Source organism: Pseudomonas sp. RT6P73, from assembly GCF_054897715.1.
This window is the reverse complement of record NZ_JBUBUV010000002.1, coordinates 6,053,328-6,076,630: the sequence shown is the minus strand read 5'-3', so window position 1 is coordinate 6,076,630 and position 23,303 is coordinate 6,053,328. Positions and strand designations below refer to the sequence as shown.

The 23,303-nt window shown below is 56.9% G+C and carries 12 protein-coding genes, 2 tRNA genes, 4 rRNA genes and 1 pseudogene; 10 read left to right on the top strand and 9 right to left on the bottom strand.

Features of this window, described 5'->3' with window-relative positions; all coding sequences use genetic code 11:
* Nucleotides 1-43 precede the first annotated feature (43 nt).
* A complete protein-coding gene (locus ACYZT6_RS28015; RefSeq protein WP_054050336.1) occupies nt 44-382 on the top strand; it encodes a hypothetical protein in 339 nt (112 codons plus the stop codon).
* A 137-nt stretch (nt 383-519) separates the two neighbouring features.
* Here the strand turns inward: ACYZT6_RS28015 and lapD are convergent, their stop codons facing one another.
* Nucleotides 520-2,466, bottom strand: a complete 1,947-nt coding sequence (gene lapD / locus ACYZT6_RS28010; RefSeq protein ID WP_462029462.1) for a cyclic di-GMP receptor LapD — start codon at nt 2,464-2,466, stop codon at nt 520-522.
* Nucleotides 2,467-2,480: 14 nt separating this feature from the next.
* Nucleotides 2,481-3,173 carry a cysteine protease LapG gene (gene lapG / locus ACYZT6_RS28005; protein WP_462029461.1) on the bottom strand — a complete coding sequence of 231 codons (693 nt, stop codon included), beginning with the start codon at nt 3,171-3,173 and terminating at the stop codon, nt 2,481-2,483.
* A 220-nt stretch (nt 3,174-3,393) separates the two neighbouring features.
* On the opposite strand from lapG, the gene ACYZT6_RS28000 reads away from it, so the two are divergent.
* The 5 genes from ACYZT6_RS28000 (at nt 3,394) to ACYZT6_RS27980 (ending at nt 10,440) form a co-directional block, all read left to right on the top strand.
* The gene (locus ACYZT6_RS28000) at nt 3,394-4,104 is read left to right on the top strand and encodes a GntR family transcriptional regulator (protein ID WP_462029460.1); all 711 of its coding nucleotides are present in this window, start codon (nt 3,394-3,396) and stop codon (nt 4,102-4,104) included.
* Between the two features lie 714 nt (nt 4,105-4,818).
* Nucleotides 4,819-5,595 (top strand): DUF3050 domain-containing protein, encoded by a 777-nt coding sequence (locus tag ACYZT6_RS27995; protein ID WP_462029459.1) that lies wholly within the window; start codon nt 4,819-4,821, stop codon nt 5,593-5,595.
* Nucleotides 5,592-6,521: a diiron oxygenase gene (locus ACYZT6_RS27990; RefSeq protein WP_462029458.1), complete on the top strand. Its 930-nt coding sequence runs from the start codon at nt 5,592-5,594 to the stop codon at nt 6,519-6,521. The genes ACYZT6_RS27995 and ACYZT6_RS27990 overlap by 4 nt, the downstream gene beginning before the upstream one ends.
* A 13-nt stretch (nt 6,522-6,534) precedes the next feature.
* A complete protein-coding gene (locus ACYZT6_RS27985) occupies nt 6,535-9,945 on the top strand; it encodes an amino acid adenylation domain-containing protein (RefSeq protein WP_462029457.1) in 3,411 nt (1,136 codons plus the stop codon).
* A 27-nt stretch (nt 9,946-9,972) separates the two neighbouring features.
* Nucleotides 9,973-10,440 carry an SRPBCC family protein gene (locus ACYZT6_RS27980; protein WP_462029456.1) on the top strand — a complete coding sequence of 156 codons (468 nt, stop codon included), beginning with the start codon at nt 9,973-9,975 and terminating at the stop codon, nt 10,438-10,440.
* A 136-nt stretch (nt 10,441-10,576) separates the two neighbouring features.
* On the opposite strand, the gene ACYZT6_RS27975 is transcribed toward ACYZT6_RS27980, so the two are convergent.
* Nucleotides 10,577-12,457, bottom strand: a complete 1,881-nt coding sequence (locus ACYZT6_RS27975) for a methyl-accepting chemotaxis protein (protein ID WP_462029455.1) — start codon at nt 12,455-12,457, stop codon at nt 10,577-10,579.
* A gap of 302 nt (nt 12,458-12,759) precedes the next feature.
* Here ACYZT6_RS27975 and ACYZT6_RS27970 point away from each other — a divergent pair, with 302 nt between their 5' ends.
* The 4 genes and pseudogenes from ACYZT6_RS27970 to ACYZT6_RS27955 form a co-directional block, all read left to right on the top strand.
* Nucleotides 12,760-13,260: a sigma-70 family RNA polymerase sigma factor gene (locus ACYZT6_RS27970; protein WP_462029454.1), complete on the top strand. Its 501-nt coding sequence runs from the start codon at nt 12,760-12,762 to the stop codon at nt 13,258-13,260.
* The gene (locus tag ACYZT6_RS27965; protein WP_462029453.1) at nt 13,260-14,273 is read left to right on the top strand and encodes a FecR domain-containing protein; all 1,014 of its coding nucleotides are present in this window, start codon (nt 13,260-13,262) and stop codon (nt 14,271-14,273) included. The genes ACYZT6_RS27970 and ACYZT6_RS27965 overlap by 1 nt, the downstream gene beginning before the upstream one ends.
* 88 nt (nt 14,274-14,361) lie before the next feature.
* Nucleotides 14,362-16,863: a TonB-dependent siderophore receptor gene (locus tag ACYZT6_RS27960; protein WP_462029452.1), complete on the top strand. Its 2,502-nt coding sequence runs from the start codon at nt 14,362-14,364 to the stop codon at nt 16,861-16,863.
* A 111-nt stretch (nt 16,864-16,974) separates the two neighbouring features.
* Nucleotides 16,975-17,228: pseudogene (locus ACYZT6_RS27955) on the top strand (PepSY domain-containing protein); the annotation flags it as partial.
* Between the two features lie 23 nt (nt 17,229-17,251).
* Here the strand turns inward: ACYZT6_RS27955 and rrf (ACYZT6_RS27950) are convergent.
* The 6 genes from rrf (ACYZT6_RS27950) to ACYZT6_RS27925 form a co-directional block, all read right to left on the bottom strand.
* Nucleotides 17,252-17,367: ribosomal RNA gene (gene rrf / locus ACYZT6_RS27950) — 5S ribosomal RNA — on the bottom strand.
* Nucleotides 17,368-17,474: 107 nt separating this feature from the next.
* Nucleotides 17,475-17,590: ribosomal RNA gene (gene rrf / locus ACYZT6_RS27945) — 5S ribosomal RNA — on the bottom strand.
* Between the two features lie 174 nt (nt 17,591-17,764).
* Nucleotides 17,765-20,656 (bottom strand): 23S ribosomal RNA (locus tag ACYZT6_RS27940).
* A 249-nt stretch (nt 20,657-20,905) separates the two neighbouring features.
* Nucleotides 20,906-20,981: transfer RNA gene (locus ACYZT6_RS27935), tRNA-Ala, on the bottom strand.
* Between the two features lie 28 nt (nt 20,982-21,009).
* Nucleotides 21,010-21,086: transfer RNA gene (locus ACYZT6_RS27930), tRNA-Ile, on the bottom strand.
* Between the two features lie 82 nt (nt 21,087-21,168).
* Nucleotides 21,169-22,707: ribosomal RNA gene (locus ACYZT6_RS27925) — 16S ribosomal RNA — on the bottom strand.
* Together the 16S, 23S and 5S rRNA genes with 2 tRNA genes alongside form the textbook arrangement of a ribosomal RNA operon.
* Nucleotides 22,708-23,303 lie beyond the last annotated feature (596 nt).

Here is a 23,303-nt window from a genome sequence, read left to right as displayed (position 1 = left end):
GCTGCTGACAGCATGACGCTGGTCCATTTCTGAGGGATGCTCAATGTTCTACGTGCAACGCGATGCGCAAGGTCAGTTAGTGCGCGTGGAAGCCGCGGCCTACGCCGAGGCCACGGAAACGCTGCCGGCTGATAATCACGAGATTCAGGCCTGGTACGCCAACGAAGTGATGGAAACCAGCCTCAAACAGCTTAAGCAGAGCGACCTGGAAATGATCCGGGTACTCGACGACTTGATTCAGGTGCTGACCAGCAAAGGTGTGATCCGCGTCACCGACCTGCCGGCCGCCGCCCAAGCCAAACTGATGGACCGGACCCAGGCCCGTGAGGCGTTGGGTGGGTTGAGTCATTTGATTGATGATGATGAGACGGGGTTGATTTAAGGTCCCGTCATTGTTGTTGTCTGTACTGGCGCTATCGCGAGCAGGCTCGCTCCCACAGGGTTTTGGGTCTGCCCGGATTTAGTGGTCGACAAAGATCCACTGTGGGAGCGAGCCTGCTCGCGATAGCGGCATCAGCCTCACTGCCAAGGCTTCGGCTCACCAAACAACTGCCCCTGAACCCCATACAACCCCATCTCCCGAATCACCAGCAACTCCCCTTCAGTCTCGACCCGCTCGGCAATCAGCGGCAAATCAATGCTATGTGCCGCCCGCTGGATCGCCTCGATAAACAAGCGTTTGTCGCTTTCCTGATCAATTGCCCGGATGTAACTGCCGTCGATCTTCAGATACGCCAACCCCAGCCGCGCCAGGTTGCCGATCATGCTGAAGCGCCCGCCAAACCGTTGCAGGCTCAAGGAGAACCCAAGCTCACGCAGACGCCGCGTCAGCTCTTCCAGCATCGATTGCTCCGGCAGTTGCTCCTCGCCGATTTCCAGCGTCAGCCTCGGTCCGAGATCGGAATGAACACGCAAAATCTCGAAGATTTTACTCAGCGCCTGCGGATCGGCCAATGTCGCCGAAGACAGGTTCAGCGCCAGCGACTCTTCATGCTCGGCCATCTGCTCAAGCACCAGCTCCAACATCAGCCGGTCGAGGCGCGCGGTCCAGCCAAAGCGCTCGAGCCACGGCAGGAAGCGTCCGGCGGGAATGGTCTGGCCGTCGTCGTCGATCAACCGCGACAGCACCTTGTAATGCAGCACCAGTTGCGTGTCCTGGCTGGCCACCACCGGTTGGAAATACAACTGGAAACGCTGCTGATTCAACGCCTGATCCAGCAAGTTGTTCCAGGCGTGATGGTCATCCCCGACGCTGGCCGAGGCGCTGTGATCCAGGCATGCCCAACTCTGCTCACCCTGGCCTTCAGCCTGAGCCAACGCTTGATCGCCCAACCCGAGCACCGCTTGCGGTGAGTCGCCATGAATGAACGGTGCGAGCCCGATCGACGCCACCGAAGCCACATCAGTGGCGCCGGTCGCATGCAGGCTTGCCAAGGCACTGTCGAGGTTCTGCGCCAGTTGCAGCGCCTCTTCGCGCACCAGCCCCGGCGCCAGCACGGCGAACTCACCCCCACGTATCCGCGTGACGAGGTTCTGGGTTTCCGGGTATTTGGCGCACTCGCGGGACAGTTGCTCGCCCACCGCTTGCAGCAATTGGTCGGTGCGTTGACCGCCCAGCCGCTGGTTCAAACCGGCCAGGTCCTTGACCCGCAACAACAGCAGATAACCAGAGCTCGCCTGCTCCGGATTGCTCACCCGGGCGTTCAACTGCATCTCGAAATAGCGACGGTTAGCCAGGCCCGTGAGGTTGTCCTGATAGGACTCGACCCGCAATTTTTCACTGCGCTCGGCCTGTTCCTGAAACAGCGCCTTGAGCTTCTCGACCATCTGATTCATCGCCTGCACCACACGGCGCAGTTCCGGTGTGCGCGGCAGTTCAGGCAGGCTGAGGAATTCGCGGCGAGCAATGGCGTGGGATTGCTTGACCATGTAGTCCAGCGGTTTCAGTTGTCGGCGCAGCAACAGTGCGCCCAACACCGCGCTAACGGCGCCGCAGATCAGCAACCAGCCGAGGCTGCCCAGTGCGCTCTGCCACAGTTTGGCCAACGCGAACATTGGATGGCTGACCACCTCGACCCGCGCAGCCTGTTCCCAGCCACGGCTGACCAGCGCATCGCCGCCGGCCGGCTCCAGGCCAATCATTTTGACGAACCAGTCCGGCACGTTGTTCACCGCTGGAATGCCGCTACGCTCGACGATGGTCTGGTCAGTCTTGAGGTCGACCACACGGATACTCGCGTAATAGCCGCTGTCGAAGATCGAACTGACCAGCAACTCGACCATCGCCGGATCGTCGATATTCGGCGTCAGGGACAGCGCCAATGCCGTCGCGGCATCCTGGGCGTGGGAGCGCAACTGGTTGACGTACTGGGTGCGCGAGCTTTCCAGACTGACCATGAAGCTGCCGGTGAAGGCGACCACCAGGAACAGACAGATAGCGATCAACAGCTGTTTGAACAAAGACATCTGAGCGCGTGCTCCTAGTTAGTCGTCTCGACCGGGAAACCTTCGGCCTGCATTTTCTTCAACACGTCCTGCCAGCGAGACAGGCGTTTGGTATCACCGACTTTCTTGTTGCCCTTGGCGCCCGGCAACCACAACCCTTCGGCATTGAAAGAGTAGACCGGCAACAGGTCGGTTCGTTGGCTGGCCGGTTTAATCGCATCGATCAGGCTGTCGAGTACCAGCGGCATGGCCTCGGGGCTCGAGTAGTAAGTCAGCACCATGTGCGCCCGGTTCTGGCGCAAAGCCTTAACGTAGGTGATGCGCAGCTTGTCACTGGAAACGCCGAGATGGCGCAGGCTGAAGTATTTGGCGATCGCGTAGTCTTCGCAGTCGCCGGCGCCCTTCCACAGGGCTTCGATGGGTGTTTCCCAATAATCGACCTCGTGCCACAGGTCGATGTCCTCGACGTAACGCACCTGTTTGTTGAAAAACTGATTGACCACGTTGAGCTGTTCCAGCTCGTTGACCTGCTTTTGCGTGGCCAGCAACTGCTGCCAGGCATCGATGCGCGGCTTCCCGTCACCCAACGGCCCGTACAAGGCCTGCGCCTTGCGGCTGATCAGCGAAAAATCCCAATCGGCATGCAGCCCGCCCAGCATGACGCCGGCCAGCAGCAACGCGCAGCACAGCCAGCGCAAAGTCCGAGGGATCGCGAAACGTACCGCCAATGCGAGGCATCCAGGTCAGGCAGGTGGAATTCGGTTGATGGTGCAGGTTAGCCCGGTAAAAGACAATGGCACGGTGCAATCACTGGCGACGGGCTAGACTTTGAATGGTGGATGACATGAAAAGTCGCGGACTGCGATCTTTTGTCCGTTTGACAAGCTGCATGCCAGTCACTAGTGTCCATTTGGATCCAAATATTTCAGCCAGACAGGGTGCGTAGTAGTGACACAGAAGCCCAACCCCCTCAGCAGTATCAAGGTCAACGGGCCGATTCCCGCTCACCTGGCACGTTCGGTAATCGAAGAAACCCTGCGTTCGGCCATTCTTGACGGCCGCATTCCCTGCGGCACCGCGTTGCGCCAGCAAGATCTGGCCGACCTGTTCGGCGTCAGCCGCATGCCGGTGCGCGAAGCCTTGCGCCAGCTAGAAGCCCAGGCCCTGCTCAACGTTATCGCCCACAAAGGCGCAGTGGTTGCACCGCTGGTTCAAGGCGATGCCGTCGAAACCTATGCGTTACGGATCCTGCTGGAATCCGAGGCACTGCGCCTGTCGATTCCCTTGTTGGAGAAGGACGACTTCGAAAGGGCAGCCAAGCATGTCGACGACATGGAAACGGAGCACGATTACAGCGAGATCGGCCGCCTCAATCGCCTCTTCCACATGGCGCTTTATTGCAAGGCGCCTAACGGCCGGCTGTTGCGGCTGGTCGAAGAAGGGTTGAACGAAGAGGAGCGCTTCCTGCGCTTCAACCTGGAAGCCATGGGCCTGGGCAAGTTATCCCAGGAAGACCACCGAGCGCTGTTGCTGGCGGTCGAAGACCGCGACATCGAGCGCTCGGTGAAGCTGCTCGAAAACCACCTCAATCGCGGTGTCGAGGTCATCACGCGTTACCTCAACAGTCCTGAAGCGCTGAACAAGAAAACCTCCAGGTAAAACCCCTGCGCCAAGCCGGGCGCGCAGTTCGAACTGCGCGCCGCGTTTACCGTGAATAATCTCCTTACACATCCCCTCTGCTCACACCAAGTCACTCTGCGACCCCTCTTCCATTCCCCAAAGCCTTGCCATCGATCGACCTCCCTCAGTTCCATCAATACGCCAGCAAAGATGACGTCCGGGTGATAGCGGCGGCCGTGATTTACGCTCACTCTTGGGCTGCCAACGAATAATGAACGGGTGACGCACCGCATTGGCGGCGCAGTCCCCGCACCAAGAACCTACGGAAGGAGTCTTGTCACGGGAAAGGAAGCACCGGCGTCAATCCCAGCCAACTTCCACCCCTTGAAGCATTCAACGGAACAACTTTGAAAGTTGCTTTGAGTGAGGCATTCACTCTTTATTTGAATTTTGACGATACTTCGTCGAAAGGAGCAACTACGCCAAAATAAAACTGACACTTAAAGTTTTATCGGAACTTGTCGTGCGCGAGAAAACACAACTTGCAAATAATATAAAAATAACTTGCCCGACACTTTATTCGTGTATTAGTTTTTCTCCGCCGCCAATAAACACGGCACCGAAACACATTTATCACACTTGATTAGATCAATTTAATTGAGGCATCCGCTCGCCAATAAAAAACGTTAAACGACCGTCACTTATTGATCACAACACCCTTATCGGCATTTCAGATCACTTATAGGCTCGCTCATGAAAACGAATAAAGACCGCCTCATCCAGAAGAAAGCAGAACTTAGTGCGCACCCGATCTTCTCTGAAATACATTCGCTGTCGGTACTTCAACGTTTCATGGAAACCCATGTCTTTGCGGTGTGGGATTTCATGTCGCTGACCAAACGCCTGCAACAGGAACTGACCTGCGTTCAATTGCCCTGGCTGCCGCCGCGAGATCCGCAGGCCGCGCGCCTGATCAACGAGATCGTGCTGGGTGAAGAGTCCGATGATCGTCCGGCCCAGGGTCATTACAGTCATTTTGAGTTGTACCTGGATGCGATGCGCGAAGTCGGTGCCAGCACAGTCGCCGTTGAACGCTTCGTGGCGCTGCAACAAGAAGGTGTGAGTTACGACGTGGCACTGCAAAGCGTTGACGTCGATCCGGCGGCCGCGCAGTTCGTGCGGCACACCTTGCACACCGCGCTGCATGCACCGGGACACAGCGTTGCCGCTGCGTTTTTGCATGGTCGTGAGAGTGTTATTCCGCAGATGTTCCAGCGGATTCTCGACGACTGGGGCATCGGCATCGAACAAGCGCCGACCTTCCGGTATTACCTGGAGCGGCACATAGAAGTCGACTCCGAGGACCATGGCCCGGCAGCAGAAAAACTTCTCGCACGACTGGTCGATGGCGATTCACAACGCGAAGAGGACGTCTACGCCAGCGCCATTGCCGCTGTGGAAAGCCGCATCGCCCTGTGGGACGGCTTGCGCCTGAGCATGAGCGAACCTATGCCTGAGGTGAACGCATGAACGCCGCCGACTACCAATCCTTCGCCGACGCCTGGGAGAGCCGCGCCACCATCCGCACGCGGCCCCGGCGGGTGCTGGAGAACGATGACAAGCTGATCTATCCGTTAAGCCGCCAGCCACTGGTACTGAGTGAAACCTTCCTGCGTGAATGCCCGGAACAACGGGACTTCGCGCTGGTGCAGACGCTCTACAAATTCATCAACGACGTGGTGATTTTCGAAACCGAGATCGTCGACAAGACCGCCCGCAGCATCGCCAAGAATCGCTTCGCCGTGGCGTTTCCGTTTGCCTGTCGCTATGACGCCATGACCGTGGTGGTGGACGAGGATTACCACGCGTTGGTGGCGATGGATTTCATGCAGCAGACCGTTGCCATGACCGGCATCACGCCGATCCTGCTGCCGGATGAAATCGAGCTGAGCCGGGCGATTCCGGCCGCCGTGGCCCTCGCACCGGAACACCTGCGCAGCGCCGTTGAACTGATCTGCGTGGCCATCGCCGAGAACACCGTGACCGGCGATGTGGCGGCGTTTGCCAAGGACGACACGGTCAAGCAATCGATCAAGGGCCTGATGGCCGATCACTTGCTCGATGAGGGCCGCCACTCAGGGTTCTGGTCGCGGATGGTGCGCATCTATTGGCACACCGCGAGCGAAGACGACCGCCAACAGATCGCACAGATTTTGCCGGTGTTCATCGGCCATTACCTGACCAACGAAATCCAGAAGTCATTCGACTTCCGCTTGATCGAATCCTTGCAGATCAGCGACGCGGCACGGAAGGCACTCAAGAACGAAATCTCGGGGATGGCCTTCCCGATCAATCGTCATCACCCGCTGGTCGCCAACATCGTGCGGTTTTTTCGCAGCAGTTCGCTGCTCGATTCGCCGTGCGTGCAAGACGCCCTCAGCGACTACCTGGTTTAACGAGGAGAACATCATGAGACGTCTCGACATTCTACTCATTGGGCAAAGCCAGGCCTTGACCGACCTGGCGCTGGAACTTGAACAACAGGGTCATTCGCTGGTGCGGCTCGAGGCGTTCGAGGAGGCGCCGTCGTTCGATCTGCTGATTGACGACGCCAGCCTGGCGTTTTCAGTCCCAGGCGATGCGCCGCATCTGACGCTGCAACTGGGTGTCGGCGTGCCAGGCGCAACCGGGCTGCCACCGATGGACCTGCTGTGCATGCAGGGATCGAAATTGATCACACGCGTGCCGATTGCCGACGAACCCTCTGGAAATGGCCAGGCGTTGCGCCTGCGAGCAGTGGCCGAACTGGTGGACCATGTCTCGCTGCTGGTCAGCCGATTCTCCCGGGATGCCGAGTACTTTTTTCAGGTCGAACCGGCAGCGGCAGTCCATTGTGACCACTTGGAAAATCTGCTGTTTTTAGAACGCCTGGCGTTCGTCCATCAACTCAACAACACGGCTCAACCGTGGCTGCAGCAACTCGCCCGGATCCCGATGATCGAGCGCCTCGAACAACGCTTCATCGAGTCCGCCGAACGACCCGCGCTTAACATCGACGGTACCTCGGTCAGCTATCGGCAATTGCACGCCCAAAGCCGCGCTATCCAGCAGCGCTTGTTGCCATTGCTCGCTCAGCATCAAGGGCCGCTGGTGGTCGGGATTTGCCTGCCGAAATGCGGTGCGTTGTATGCGGGGATTCTGGCGATTCTGGGCAGCGGCGCGGTGTACTTGCCGCTGGAGCCGAGCCATCCGCTGCAACGTCAGCAGTACATTCTTTCGAATGCCGGGGCTGTGTTGCTGCTGCATGACGGCCAGCATCCCCTCGCCGACGAAATGCCGGGGCTGAACATCAGCCGCATCAACTGCGCAAACGTTGACCTCAGCCAACCCTTGATGCGCCAGCGACCCGACCTCGATGCGCCCTGCATGGCGCTCTACACCTCGGGCACCACCGGGCATCCCAAAGGTGTACTGCTCAGCCAAGCCAACCTCGCGCACTTCACCGCGTGGTACGCCGACTATGTGCAGTTGACCGAGCACAGTCGGGCCTTGCAGTTTTCGTCGTTGAGTTTCGATTCGTCGCTGATCGATATTTTCCCGACCCTGCTTCAGGGTGCCGAGCTGATCGTGCCGAGCGACGACCAGCGCCGCGATCCCTTGCAACTGGTCGAGCTGATCCGCCATCAACGCCTCAGCCATGCATTTTTACCGCCGGCACTGTTGAGCATTCTGCCGCTGGATCAGTTGCAGGTTCTGGATCATGTGATGACCGGCGGCGATGTCTGCGAGCCCTATGTCATCGAGCAGCTCACCCGTCAGGGCAACCTCTACAACCTCTATGGCCCGACCGAAGCCACGGTGCTGATCACCGCGCGTCAGCTGCGCGCCGGCGACAGCAACCGCACCCTCGGGGCGCCAATTGCCAACAGCCAGGTGCTGATTCTCGACGAAGCGTTTCAACCGGTGGTCGAACAGACCGTCGGTGAGTTGTACATCGTCGGGCCGGGAGTGTGTCTGGGTTATCTGAACAACCCGCAGCAGACCGCCGAGCGTTACCTTGACTTGAATCTGCCGGACGGCCAGAGCCTGCGCGCCTACCGGACGGGAGACATGGCGAAATGGACCCGCGACGGTATCGAGCTGTGCGGGCGGCGGGACAATCAGGTGAAGATTCGCGGCTTTCGGGTGGAGCCGGAAGAGATCGAACGCTGCCTGCGCGACAGTCAGTTGTACCGTCAGGTGGCGGTGGTCATCGACAGTCAGCGGCGGATTCTGGCCTTCCTCGCGCAATCTCAAGAGAAACAACCGGGCATAGCCCGCGAGGCCTTGAAGGCTCATGCGATGCAGTTCTTGCCGGACTACATGCAACCCATCGCCTGGACCGAGCTGCCGAGTATGCCGTTCGCCAGCAACGGCAAAGTCGACCGCAAAGCCCTGCTGGCAATGCCGGTGAATGTTGCCGAAAACACGACGCGGCGCTTGCCCGCCAGTGCCGACGAAGCGCTGTTGCTGGAGATCTGGGCCGAGCTGCTGGAGCTGCCGGCCAGCGATATTTCGACCGACGAAAGCTTCTTCAATCTGGGCGGCCATTCAATTTTGTTGTCACGGATGCTGCTGCGATTGCGTGAGGAATTCGGCCGCAGCATCTCGATCAACCGCTTCATTGAATTGCCGACCATTGCGAAGCTGGCGACCCTGGTGCGCGGCTCCGGCACCGAGGAAGTCCTGAGCGCGCAGGCGCTGGCGGATGCCTTCCGCGAGCTGGATATTAAGCCGCTGCCCATCAGCCGCATGGGCGATGTGCACAAGGTGATCGTCACCGGCGCCAACAGTTTTGTCGGTGTGCACATCGTCGAGGCGTTGCTGGCGTGGGGCGTCAGTGAAGTCGCCTGTCTGGTGCGCGATGGCGGCGGGCAATCGGCGGCGGAGCGCTTCGCTCACGCGTTGCGGGAAAACCGTTTGGAGCATCTGGACCTGAGCCGGGTGCAGGTTTACGCGGCAGACATTACGCGCCCGGCATTGGGTCTCGATGCGGACGTTTACGAGCGTCTCGACCGGGAGTTCGGCGCGTTGGTGCACAACGCCGCTAACGTCAATCATGTGCTCGATTATGAGTCGCTGGCGCGGGACAACGTCGAGCCGATTTTCGAATGCCTTCGACTGTGCGAGGGGCGCAGCAAGAAGATCTTCAATTTCGTCTCCACGTTGTCGGCGTCCAGCACGATTGCCGACGATGGCCGGGTGCTGGAGTTGCCCGCCGCGCAGACCCCACCGATCTACATCAAGAACGGCTACAACCTGTCCAAGTGGGTCGGCGAACGGATCCTCGAACGGGCGCGCGAGCTTGGGGTCCGGGTCAATCTTTATCGCCCCGGCAACATCAGTTTCAACAGCCTGACCGGCGTCTGTCAGCCGCATAAAAATCGCTTGATGCTGATGCTCAAGGGCTCGATTCAGCTCGGCCAGGTGCCGGAGTTCGCGCTGAACTTTGATTTGATGCCGGTGGACTTTCTCGCCCGCTTTATCGCCTTCCACGCCAGCCGTTATTCGCCTGAAAAAGCGGTGTTCAACCTGCACAACCCCGAACCTTTGAGCTGGGACGATTACGTCGCGTCATTCCGCGAGGCTGGCCGGGAGTTTTCCATGGTCAGCGTCGCTGACTGGCAGCAGCAACTGGGCCGGGTCGACAGCGACAACGCGCTGTTCGGCGTGCTCGGTTTCTACCTCAACGGCTTCGAAGAAGACATCGGCGACATCTCGATGATCGGCCACGCCAACGCTCAGGCCGGCGTGCGGCAGATGGGCGCGCACTACCCGGAAAAATCCCCGGCGCTGCTGCGTCGCGGCTGCGACTACCTCAAAGAAATCAATTTCATCTGATTCACTCAAACCCAATGGAGCAACACCATGAGCACTCTGCAACCCGATACCCTGATCAAAAACCCTCAAGGCTGCCACGTCGTGTCTTCTGTGGAAGTGCCGGCTGACGCTGCGAAGGTCTGGGCGGTGGTCGGCAACTTTGCCGGCTTCGATCAATTCATTCCGGCGCTGTCGCACATCGAGATGACGGGCGAAGGCGTGTCGTCGCTGCGCAAGAAATTCTTCAAGGACGGCAACCTGGTGGTCGAGCAACTCAACTCCCGGGATGACCAGGCGATGAACATGACGTGGACCACGATTTACAACACGCTGGGCGTGGCCAATCTGTGGGCGGCGATGAGTGTTGAACCGTTTGGCGCGGGCCAGTCGCGGGCGACCTGGACCATCATTGCCGAACCGGCGCAGGGGGGTGATGAGGCATTGCCGGGGTTCAAGGATTTTGTGCAGGGGTTTGCGGATGATGCGATGAATAATGTGTTGAAGCTGTTTGCTTAAGGCTTTGGTTCAGCGGTGACTGGTCTACCGCTTTCGCGGGCAAGCCCGCTCCCACAGTATTCCGGTCGTACACAAATCTTGTGTTCGCCAAAAATCCTGTGGGAGCGGGCTTGCCCGCGATTGACCCATAACGCGATCAGATCTTGAAGCTATCCACCAACTGCTTCAACCGGTTCGCCTGCAACGACAACGCATCACAATCCTTCAACGTTTCATTGAGGTTGGCCACGCTCTGCTGGTTCAGCAGGTTGATCTGGTTGACGTCGACGTTGAGGGTTTCCACCACCGCTGTCTGCTCTTCCGTCGCCGCGGCCACCGACTGGTTCATGCCGTCGATTTCGCCGATGCGCTGGGTCACGCTGACCAGTCGCAGACCTGCCTGGTTTGCCACTTCGACAGTCTCTTCGCTGGAGACCTGACTGGCGTTCATGGTCGTCACTGCTTCGCGAGAACCGATCTGCAGCGAGGTGATCATCTTGTGGATCTCTTCCGCCGACTCCTGCGTGCGATGCGCCAGATTACGTACTTCGTCCGCCACCACCGCAAAACCGCGGCCGGCTTCACCGGCACGCGCCGCTTCGATGGCGGCGTTGAGCGCGAGCAAGTTGGTCTGCTGAGAGATGCCTTTGATCACATCCAGAATGTGCCCGATGTTGTCAGTGCTGGCGTTCAGGGTTTCGATCTGGGTGCAGGACAGGCTGATTTTCTGCGACAGCTCGGTCATGGCCAGAATGGTTTTCTCCACCACCTGACGACCGTCGTCCGCCTGTTCGCTCGCGCCGCTGGCGTGCTGCGAAGCATCGGCGGCATTGCGGGCGATTTCCTGAGTAGCGGCGCCCAGTTGGTTGATCGCCGCCGCCACGCTGTTGGTGCGCGCGCTTTGTTCGTCGGAACCGACGATCGAGGCGTTGGACGATGCCATCACACGCTGCGACAAATCGTGAACCTGACGGGTCGCCGAGGACACTTCGGAAATCGACGCGTGAATCCGCTCCACGAACTGGTTGAACGAACCGCCCAACTCGCCGAACTCGTCTTTGCTTTCCACGGCCAGGCGACGGGTCAGGTCTCCCTCGCCCTGGGCGATGTCCTGCATCGCGCGGCCCATGGTGGTCAGCGGGCGCATCAGCACGTTGATCAGCAGGCTCAGCAGCACTGCGATAACGCTCACGGCGATAAACATTGCGATCAGCGCCGAGGTACGGAATTGGCTCAGTGGCGCGTAGGCCTTGTCCTTGTCGATCGACAGACCGATGTACCACTCGGCATTCGGCAAACCGCTCACCGGGGTGAACGAGAGAATGCGGTCCTGCTTGTTCAGGGTGACGTCCTGATTGCCCTTCTCGATGCGCACGCCGGAGTTTGGATAAATGTCTTTCAGGTTTTTCATCACCTGGTCTTTGTCCGGGCTGACGATCACCTGACCGTCGTCGCTGACCAGGAACGCGTGGCCGATGCCACCGAAGTCCACCGAGTTGATGATCTTCACCAGGGTTTCCAGGCTCAGGTCACCGCCGACCACGCCCAGCAACTCACCGTTCTTTTTCACCGGCATCGCGATGGTCACCACCAAACCACCGACGGCGGCCATATACGGCGGCGTCAGCATGGTTTTGTCGGCAGCCACGGCTTGTTTGTACCAGGGACGCTGACGCGGATCGTAACCGTCTGGCATCTTCGCGTCGGGGCGTTGCGTGAACACGCCAGTGGCTTGGCCAACGTAGGTGAACTGGAAGTTCGAGGTGAAGGCCGGTTGATCAACCAGGCCTGGCAGGTCCGCGTTGGCGCCTTGATGAGCGACGTTCTGCGCGAGGTTTTCCAGCACCAGCACACGGCCGCTCATCCAGTTCTGCACGCTGCTGGCGGTCAGATCGCCGGCTTGCTGGACGGAGGATTCGAGGTTTTGCCGGATGGTGCTTCGCTGCAGATAGTCGTTGTACAAAGTGAACAACGCAAAAGCCAGCACCACGACGCCAGAGGCGGCCAGAAGGATTTTATGGCTGAATTTGAGATTCATTTCATGTGACTTCTTATGCAAAAAGTGGGGATGCGTTCCAGGTGCAACATTCCATGTAACAGCGCAGGCGGCATTCTTCGTCCGCTCTACTTTGGTGCACGCATGTCTCACCAGTCTGTCGGCACGAGTCGTAGAAATCTTAGGGGATTGTATGAAATGCCCGGCATTCCCGCCGAACGGCGTGCTAGAGCGGTTGAATAGCACTTTTGTGACGACGGTTGTTCGACCGGCAGTTGCAAATTCCGTGACCCTTGATGACAATGCGACTAATTATCATTTGTGATGTTCGGGCTGTCGCGTTCATGTACACACCTGGGTTTGCCGTTCAGACGCTTTACCGTAGCCATCACGGTTGGCTCAACGCGTGGCTGCGCGCTCGGCTGGGCAATGCCGCCGATGCGGCAGACCTGGCGCAGGACACCTTCGTGCGCCTGCTGCAAAGAACCGAACGCCTGGAACTCAAGGCACCCCGCGCCTTTTTGCGAACCATCGCCCGTGGCTTGGTCATCGACCATTGGCGCCGTGAGGAAATCGAGCGCGCCTACCTGGAAACCATCGCCCACTTGCCCGAAGCACACACCCCGAGTGCCGAAGCGAGGGCGCTGGTGCTCGAATTGCTGGAAAGCATCGCCCGCATGCTTGAAGGCCTGAAGCCGAAAGTGCGTCAGGCCTTTCTGTTGGCGCAGTGCGAAGGACTTACCCACAGGCAGATTGCCGAGCAGATGGGCTTGTCCCTGCGCTCGGTGGAGCGTTATGTCGCTGATGCGCTGTATCACTGCTATGCCTTGCGGTATGAAGCGTGATGCCTGTGGATAACTCGTCACTTCACCGGCGTGGCGAACCTCGTCAGAAGGTGGTCAAACAGGCCATCAATTGGCTGCTGCGGCTGCGCAACAACGCTGCCAATCCACGGTTGCGCCAGCAATGCGATGTCTGGCGCGCTGAGCATTTTGAACACGAATTGGCGTGGCAGCGGGTTCAGTCTCTGCAAGCCGAGTTGAGCAGGAATCTGCGCGCAGTGCCCGGCGCTCAAGTCGCGTTCAATACGCTGGAAAACAGCGCTCAGGGATTGGGACGACGACAAGCTCTGAAGTTGCTGTCGGGAGCATTGCTGATGGGTTCTGCGGGATGGCTGGGCAAGGATGCGGTGGGTTGGCAGCAGTGGACCGCCGACTTCGCCACCGCCACGGGCGAGCGACGTGGTTTCCAGTTGCCCGACGGCACACGCCTGGAGCTCAACACCGCCAGCGCGGCGGATCTCGATTACACCGCGCAGCAACGGCTGATCAAACTGACGCGTGGCGAGATCATTGTGACCCGCGGCGGGATCGACGAAGCGTCTTCATTTGATCGACCGTTGCGGGTGCACAGTCGTCACGGCGTGTATGAAGGTGTGGGGGCGCGGTTCATCCTGCGTCAGGAGGATGACTGCACACGACTCAGTGTCACCAGCGGCATGGTTGCGATTCATTCACCGCGGGCCGCCGACGGTGAGCCGATCCGGGTGCAGGCCGGGCAGAGTTATTTGATCGATCACCACCAGGCGAAGCTGGCTCCGTCGCTGGATATGGATGCCGGTTCGTGGGTCGACGGCCTGATTGTCACTCGCAACATGCGCCTGGGGGATTTTCTCAATGAAGTCGCACGTTACCGGCACGGTTATCTGACGTGCTCAGCGGACATTGCCGACTTGCGACTGTCCGGAGTCTTCCGTCTGGAGAACACCGATAAATTGCTGGCCATCCTCCCGCAGACTCTGCCCGTGCAGTTGCGGTATCGCACTCGTTGGTGGGTGACGCTGGAGCGGCAAGTCTGAATTATTTTTGGCGGGTTTTCCGTGCAAGACCGGCTTAGTCAGTAAGCACTTCAACTCTGACTTCAGCGACTTCCTACGGAAACCTACAATGACTGTGCGCGCCATCGGTAAGAACATTCCTTATTTCACTGCCGACACCTGCATCTTGCGACACGCCGTTCGCGCAGCGCTGTTCTCTAGCGCGCTGGGTGTCGGCTTGTTGCCAACACTTACCGTTGCGGCGCAGGGCAGTGAAGTCAGCAGCCATCGCTACACCATTGGCGCCGGTCCATTGAGCGATGTGCTCAATCAGTTTGCGCGTCAGGCCGGCATCACGCTGTCGACAACGCCGGCACAAACCAGCGGGCGTCAGTCTCCGGGTGTGCAGGGCGACTATTCGACCGATCAGGCGCTGAATCATTTGCTCAGCGGTTCGGGCCTGGAGGCCGCGAGCCAGGATGGCAGCAGTTATGTGCTGCGTCCTGCCGCTGAAACTGTAGCGCTGGCGCTGCCCACCACCGACATCAAAGGTTTTGCCCTCGGTAATGCATTGGGGAGCATGGACGGCTACAACGCGACTCACAGCCAGATTGCCACCAAGACCAGTACCGCGCTGCTGGAAACATCACAAAGCGTGTCGGTGGTCACCCGCGAGCAAATGGACGATCAGGGTTCGCAAACCGTCTCCCAGGCCATGCGCTACACCCCGGGCGTGCTGACCAACCCTTATGGCGCAACCCACCGTTATGACTACGTGGCGATGCGCGGCTTCAACGACGGCTCGGTGGATAACATCTACCTCGACGGCCTCAAATCCATGGGCGACAGCGGCACCTACAGCACCATGCAGGTGGACCCGTACTTCCTGGAGCGTGTGGATATTCTCAAAGGGCCTTCATCGGTACTTTACGGTCGCAGTTCGCCGGGTGGCCTGGTGGCGTTGACCAGCAAGAAACCGCTGTATGAGCCCTATCATCAGATCCAGACCACTGTGGGCAGCCAAGGTCAGCGCGGCATGGGTTTCGACTTCAGCGGCCCGGTGGATGACGACAAGCGCATGGCCTATCGTCTGACAGGGTTGGCGTATCAGTCCGACACACAGTTCGATCACAACAAGGAAAAGCGTTTCGCCTTGGCGCCTACGGTGAGCATCGACTTCACCGAAGATACCTCGCTGACCTTACAAGCCTATCTGCAACACGATCCCGACGGCGGTTATCACGGCGGCGTGCCGGCCGACGGCACAATTCATCAGCGCAACGGCAATCGCATCTCACCGCACTTCTTCGAGGGCGAGCCGGGCATTGATGGGTTTCAGCGTGATCAGCAATCCTTCGGTTATCAGTTTGAGCATCGTTTCAACGACGTCTTCACTGCACGGCAGAACTTCCGCTATCTCGATTCCAAGGTGAAGATCGATCAGGTCTACGCCTATGGCTGGACCACACCGAGCAGTAATGAGTTGAATCGTTATTACACCGGTGGCGACGAGAAACTTCATGCATTCATCGTCGATAACATGCTGCAAGCGGAGTTCTTCACCGGTGCAACCAAACACACGGTACTGATGGGCGCGGACTACCAGCGGCGCAAGACGGTCGTCGACTGGACCAGCGGCGCTCTTGCGCCGATTGATGCGTTCAACCCGGTGTATGGCAATTCGGACATCGACTTCTATGGCGCGACCAGCTATCTGCGTCGCCTGGAACAAACCGGCGTCTACTTGCAAGACCTGATCGAGATGCGCAAGTGGCGCTTCTCCCTCGGCCTGCGTCAGGACTGGGTCGAGACCTCCGATGAAAACCGACTGGCTGAAGCGCAGCGCCCCGTGGGCACCGAAATCAGCGACAAACGCACCAAGCTGACCGGTCGTGCTGGTGCGTTGTACCTGTTCGATAACGGCATTGCGCCTTATATCAGCTACTCAGAGTCCTTCAACCCGAATTCCTATTCGGACAGTGCCGGCAATCCTCTGGCACCGACCGACGGGAAGCAATGGGAAGTGGGCGTGAAGTATCAGCCACCGGGCACCGACAACTTGTTCACCGCGTCGCTGTTTCGCATCGATCAGGAAAACCTGGCGACCAAGCTGCCGCAAGAAAACTTCTACCGCGCTGTAGGTGCCGTCCGCTCCCAAGGCCTGGAACTGGAAGCGCACATGCAACTGACTGACCACTTGAAAGTACTCGGCAGCTACACCTTTACCGACATCGAATACTCGAAGTCCATGGTCAGCACCCTGAGCACGGCCACCGATGTCATCGAGAACAAGGGCAACTCGCCGACCCAGGCGCCGCGGCATATGGCTTCGGTATGGGCAGACTATAAATTCGACAGCGCAGCACTCGATGGCCTGCGACTGGGCGGTGGTGTGCGTTATGTCGGCTACAGCTGGGCCGATGCGGAGAACACCATGAAGGTGCCGTCGTACACGTTGTTTGATGCGTCAGTCGGCTATGACCTGGGCAGAATCGGGCTGAAGGGTATGGACGTACGCCTTAATGCGAACAATCTGACAAATGAGTCCTACGTTGCTTCCTGCGCCAGCCTGAACTTCTGCTACCTGGGCGAAGAGCGCAACGTCGCCGCCACGGTGAGTTACCGGTTCTAATCACTCGTTATTCCTGCAAAGCCAGCACCTGATTCCAGGGGCTGGCTTTGTCGTCTCTGGAGGAACACTTCATCGCTACATCGGTCTGGCCACGGCGTTATTTCTGCTGATGGCAGGGATCACAGGCTAGGACAGGAGATCGCGGGCAGGGCACCTGGGGAGAGCGTTTTTACAGGCTGCAATTGCCGGTACACGGCGGGCGAATCATTGGGTTCACTGGGCAAGTCATGATTGCCGTGTTGGGTGTTTTGATTGCAGTGCTGTCGGTGACCGGGATTTATATCTGGTGGCGCAAGCTACTGGGTCGCAGAAGCAGTAGGGAAGCTTTTAGAACTCCAGAACGACAAAACCCCTGTCTGCGTTAGCAGACAGGGGTTTCGGAATTCAATCTTGACGATGACCTACTCTCACATGGGGAAACCCCACACTACCATCGGCGATGCATCGTTTCACTGCTGAGTTCGGGATGGGATCAGGTGGTTCCAATGCTCTATGGTCGTCAAGAAATTCTGTGACCAGCCCGTTACAGCCGTAACGTGCCAGCAAAATTGGTGACTTCTACTAAAACAAAACCCCTACCTGCATACGCAGATAGGGGTTTCGGAATTTAATCTTGACGATGACCTACTCTCACATGGGGAAACCCCACACTACCATCGGCGATGCATCGTTTCACTGCTGAGTTCGGGATGGGATCAGGTGGTTCCAATGCTCTATGGTCGTCAAGAAATTCGGTAGCCAGGTCGTGGGCCTTTGCAGGTTCACGCTCCAGCGAATGGGTAGGTGATAGCTTTCGGTGTTTTGTGCTGCTTTTGTGAGTACAGTCGAACTTTCGGTTCGTTTCGTCTTCACACACCGCAATCTGGTGCCCTTTCGAGCTCACAAATTGCTTGGGTGTTATATGGTCAAGCCTCACGGGCAATTAGTATTGGTTAGCTCAACGCCTCACAGCGCTTACACACCCAACCTATCAACGTCGTAGTCTTCGACGGCCCTTCAGGGGACTCAAGGTCCCAGTGAGATCTCATCTTGAGGCTAGTTTCCCGCTTAGATGCTTTCAGCGGTTATCTATTCCGAACATAGCTACCCGGCAATGCCACTGGCGTGACAACCGGAACACCAGAGGTTCGTCCACTCCGGTCCTCTCGTACTAGGAGCAGCCCCTCTCAAATCTCAAACGTCCACGGCAGATAGGGACCGAACTGTCTCACGACGTTCTAAACCCAGCTCGCGTACCACTTTAAATGGCGAACAGCCATACCCTTGGGACCGGCTTCAGCCCCAGGATGTGATGAGCCGACATCGAGGTGCCAAACACCGCCGTCGATATGAACTCTTGGGCGGTATCAGCCTGTTATCCCCGGAGTACCTTTTATCCGTTGAGCGATGGCCCTTCCATACAGAACCACCGGATCACTAAGACCTACTTTCGTACCTGCTCGACGTGTCTGTCTCGCAGTCAAGCGCGCTTTTGCCTTTATACTCTACGACCGATTTCCGACCGGTCTGAGCGCACCTTCGTACTCCTCCGTTACTCTTTAGGAGGAGACCGCCCCAGTCAAACTACCCACCATACACTGTCCTCGATCCGGATAACGGACCTGAGTTAGAACCTCAAAGTTGCCAGGGTGGTATTTCAAGGTTGGCTCCACGCGAACTGGCGTCCACGCTTCAAAGCCTCCCACCTATCCTACACAAGCAAATTCAAAGTCCAGTGCAAAGCTATAGTAAAGGTTCACGGGGTCTTTCCGTCTAGCCGCGGATACACTGCATCTTCACAGCGATTTCAATTTCACTGAGTCTCGGGTGGAGACAGCGCCGCCATCGTTACGCCATTCGTGCAGGTCGGAACTTACCCGACAAGGAATTTCGCTACCTTAGGACCGTTATAGTTACGGCCGCCGTTTACCGGGGCTTCGATCAAGAGCTTCGCGTTAGCTAACCCCATCAATTAACCTTCCGGCACCGGGCAGGCGTCACACCCTATACGTCCACTTTCGTGTTTGCAGAGTGCTGTGTTTTTAATAAACAGTCGCAGCGGCCTGGTATCTTCGACCGGCATGGGCTTACGCAGTAAATGCTTCACCCTCACCGGCGCACCTTCTCCCGAAGTTACGGTGCCATTTTGCCTAGTTCCTTCACCCGAGTTCTCTCAAGCGCCTTGGTATTCTCTACCCAACCACCTGTGTCGGTTTGGGGTACGGTTCCTGGTTACCTGAAGCTTAGAAGCTTTTCTTGGAAGCATGGCATCAACCACTTCGTGTTCTAAAAGAACACTCGTCATCAGCTCTCGGCCTTAGAATCCCGGATTTACCTAAGATTCCAGCCTACCACCTTAAACTTGGACAACCAACGCCAAGCTGGCCTAGCCTTCTCCGTCCCTCCATCGCAATAACCAGAAGTACAGGAATATTAACCTGTTTTCCATCGACTACGCTTTTCAGCCTCGCCTTAGGGACCGACTAACCCTGCGTCGATTAACGTTGCGCAGGAAACCTTGGTCTTTCGGCGTGGGTGTTTTTCACACCCATTGTCGTTACTCATGTCAGCATTCGCACTTCTGATACCTCCAGCAAGCTTCTCAACTCACCTTCACAGGCTTACAGAACGCTCCTCTACCGCATCACCTAAGTGATACCCGTAGCTTCGGTGTATGGTTTGAGCCCCGTTACATCTTCCGCGCAGGCCGACTCGACTAGTGAGCTATTACGCTTTCTTTAAAGGGTGGCTGCTTCTAAGCCAACCTCCTAGCTGTCTAAGCCTTCCCACATCGTTTCCCACTTAACCATAACTTTGGGACCTTAGCTGACGGTCTGGGTTGTTTCCCTTTTCACGACGGACGTTAGCACCCGCCGTGTGTCTCCCATGCTCGGCACTTGTAGGTATTCGGAGTTTGCATCGGTTTGGTAAGTCGGGATGACCCCCTAGCCGAAACAGTGCTCTACCCCCTACAGTGATACATGAGGCGCTACCTAAATAGCTTTCGAGGAGAACCAGCTATCTCCGAGCTTGATTAGCCTTTCACTCCGATCCACAGGTCATCCGCTAACTTTTCAACGGTAGTCGGTTCGGTCCTCCAGTTAGTGTTACCCAACCTTCAACCTGCCCATGGATAGATCGCCCGGTTTCGGGTCTATTCCCAGCGACTAGACGCCCTATTAAGACTCGCTTTCGCTACGCCTCCCCTATTCGGTTAAGCTCGCCACTGAAAATAAGTCGCTGACCCATTATACAAAAGGTACGCAGTCACCCAACAAAGTGGGCTCCCACTGCTTGTACGCATACGGTTTCAGGATCTATTTCACTCCCCTCTCCGGGGTTCTTTTCGCCTTTCCCTCACGGTACTAGTTCACTATCGGTCAGTCAGTAGTATTTAGCCTTGGAGGATGGTCCCCCCATATTCAGACAAAGTTTCTCGTGCTCCGTCCTACTCGATTTCATGACTAAGAGATTTTCGCGTACAGGGCTATCACCCACTATGGCCGCACTTTCCAGAGCGTTCCGCTAATCTCAAAGCCACTTAAGGGCTAGTCCCCGTTCGCTCGCCACTACTAAGGGAATCTCGGTTGATTTCTTTTCCTCAGGGTACTTAGATGTTTCAGTTCCCCTGGTTCGCCTCTTAAGCCTATGTATTCAGCTTAAGATAACCATCTTATGATGGCTGGGTTCCCCCATTCAGACATCTCCGGATCAAAGTCTGTTTGCCGACTCCCCGAAGCTTTTCGCAGGCTACCACGTCTTTCATCGCCTCTGACTGCCAAGGCATCCACCGTATGCGCTTCTTCACTTGACCATATAACCCCAAGCAATCTGGTTATACTGTGAAGACGACATTCGCCGAAAATTCGATAATACTCAATTAAGAGCAACTCACAAATTTTACCTTAGCCTGATCCGTTACCAGTGAAAGTAACGTCCAGTCTATCTTTCTATCACATACCCAAATTTTTAAAGAACGATCTAGCCAAAGACTAGAAATCAACATTCACCATCATCACAATGGAATGCTCATTTCTAAGCTTTCAACAAACAGAAGCAGTAGTGGTGGAGCCAAACGGGATCGAACCGTTGACCTCCTGCGTGCAAGGCAGGCGCTCTCCCAGCTGAGCTATGGCCCCGTATTGCTACAGGTTCCCACACAAAAATTGGTGGGTCTGGGCAGATTCGAACTGCCGACCTCACCCTTATCAGGGGTGCGCTCTAACCAACTGAGCTACAGACCCAATTTCGGGCTGCTTCTTATCGTCTTCTTCAATGAATCAAGCAATTCGTGTGGGAACTTATGGAGCAGCTGATGTCGTCGATTAAGGAGGTGATCCAGCCGCAGGTTCCCCTACGGCTACCTTGTTACGACTTCACCCCAGTCATGAATCACACCGTGGTAACCGTCCTCCCGAAGGTTAGACTAGCTACTTCTGGTGCAACCCACTCCCATGGTGTGACGGGCGGTGTGTACAAGGCCCGGGAACGTATTCACCGCGACATTCTGATTCGCGATTACTAGCGATTCCGACTTCACGCAGTCGAGTTGCAGACTGCGATCCGGACTACGATCGGTTTTCTGGGATTAGCTCCACCTCGCGGCTTGGCAACCCTCTGTACCGACCATTGTAGCACGTGTGTAGCCCAGGCCGTAAGGGCCATGATGACTTGACGTCATCCCCACCTTCCTCCGGTTTGTCACCGGCAGTCTCCTTAGAGTGCCCACCATTACGTGCTGGTAACTAAGGACAAGGGTTGCGCTCGTTACGGGACTTAACCCAACATCTCACGACACGAGCTGACGACAGCCATGCAGCACCTGTCTCAATGTTCCCGAAGGCACCAATCCATCTCTGGAAAGTTCATTGGATGTCAAGGCCTGGTAAGGTTCTTCGCGTTGCTTCGAATTAAACCACATGCTCCACCGCTTGTGCGGGCCCCCGTCAATTCATTTGAGTTTTAACCTTGCGGCCGTACTCCCCAGGCGGTCAACTTAATGCGTTAGCTGCGCCACTAAGAGCTCAAGGCTCCCAACGGCTAGTTGACATCGTTTACGGCGTGGACTACCAGGGTATCTAATCCTGTTTGCTCCCCACGCTTTCGCACCTCAGTGTCAGTATCAGTCCAGGTGGTCGCCTTCGCCACTGGTGTTCCTTCCTATATCTACGCATTTCACCGCTACACAGGAAATTCCACCACCCTCTACCATACTCTAGCTTGTCAGTTTTGAATGCAGTTCCCAGGTTGAGCCCGGGGATTTCACATCCAACTTAACAAACCACCTACGCGCGCTTTACGCCCAGTAATTCCGATTAACGCTTGCACCCTCTGTATTACCGCGGCTGCTGGCACAGAGTTAGCCGGTGCTTATTCTGTCGGTAACGTCAAAACACTAACGTATTAGGTTAATGCCCTTCCTCCCAACTTAAAGTGCTTTACAATCCGAAGACCTTCTTCACACACGCGGCATGGCTGGATCAGGCTTTCGCCCATTGTCCAATATTCCCCACTGCTGCCTCCCGTAGGAGTCTGGACCGTGTCTCAGTTCCAGTGTGACTGATCATCCTCTCAGACCAGTTACGGATCGTCGCCTTGGTGAGCCATTACCTCACCAACTAGCTAATCCGACCTAGGCTCATCTGATAGCGCAAGGCCCGAAGGTCCCCTGCTTTCTCCCGTAGGACGTATGCGGTATTAGCGTCCGTTTCCGAGCGTTATCCCCCACTACCAGGCAGATTCCTAGGCATTACTCACCCGTCCGCCGCTCGCCACCAGGTACAAGTACCCGTGCTGCCGCTCGACTTGCATGTGTTAGGCCTGCCGCCAGCGTTCAATCTGAGCCATGATCAAACTCTTCAGTTCAAACATCTTTGGGTTTTTAAGAAACCCTAAACTTGGCTCAGCAATCGTTGGTTACATCTTTGATTTCTCGCGGAGTAACTTGTGATGCTGATAATCTTGTTGACTATCAGTCTGACTCCACAAGCACCCACACGAATTGCTTGATTCAGTTGTTAAAGAGCGGTTGGTTAAGATCTTTCGTCTCAACCGAGGCGCGCATTCTACAGCAGCCTCTGTTGCTGTCAAGCGGTTATTTTCAGAAGTTTTCAAAGTTTCCTTTGCAACTTCAACCACTTGCGCTTCCGATCTCTCGTTAGCGGGAGCCGAATTCTACAGCGTTACTCGCTGCTGTCAACACCTCTTTTTCTCCGCTTTCGACCGAGAAGATCGAACCGTCAATCAAGCCAAACAACCCTGCCTGATCAACTCCTTCTGGGCTTCGATGACCTGAAGCAACTCGCTGCCGAAAACTGCGTAACTCTTTGTTTACCAAGGAGTTTTCCGTTTCGACTGCGCCGGAAGTGGGGCGAATTATAGACTTCCAGAATCTGCCGTCAACCCCTAATTTGTCGTTTCAATCAATAACTTGCAGAAAGCCAGAAAACAGGCCGATTCCC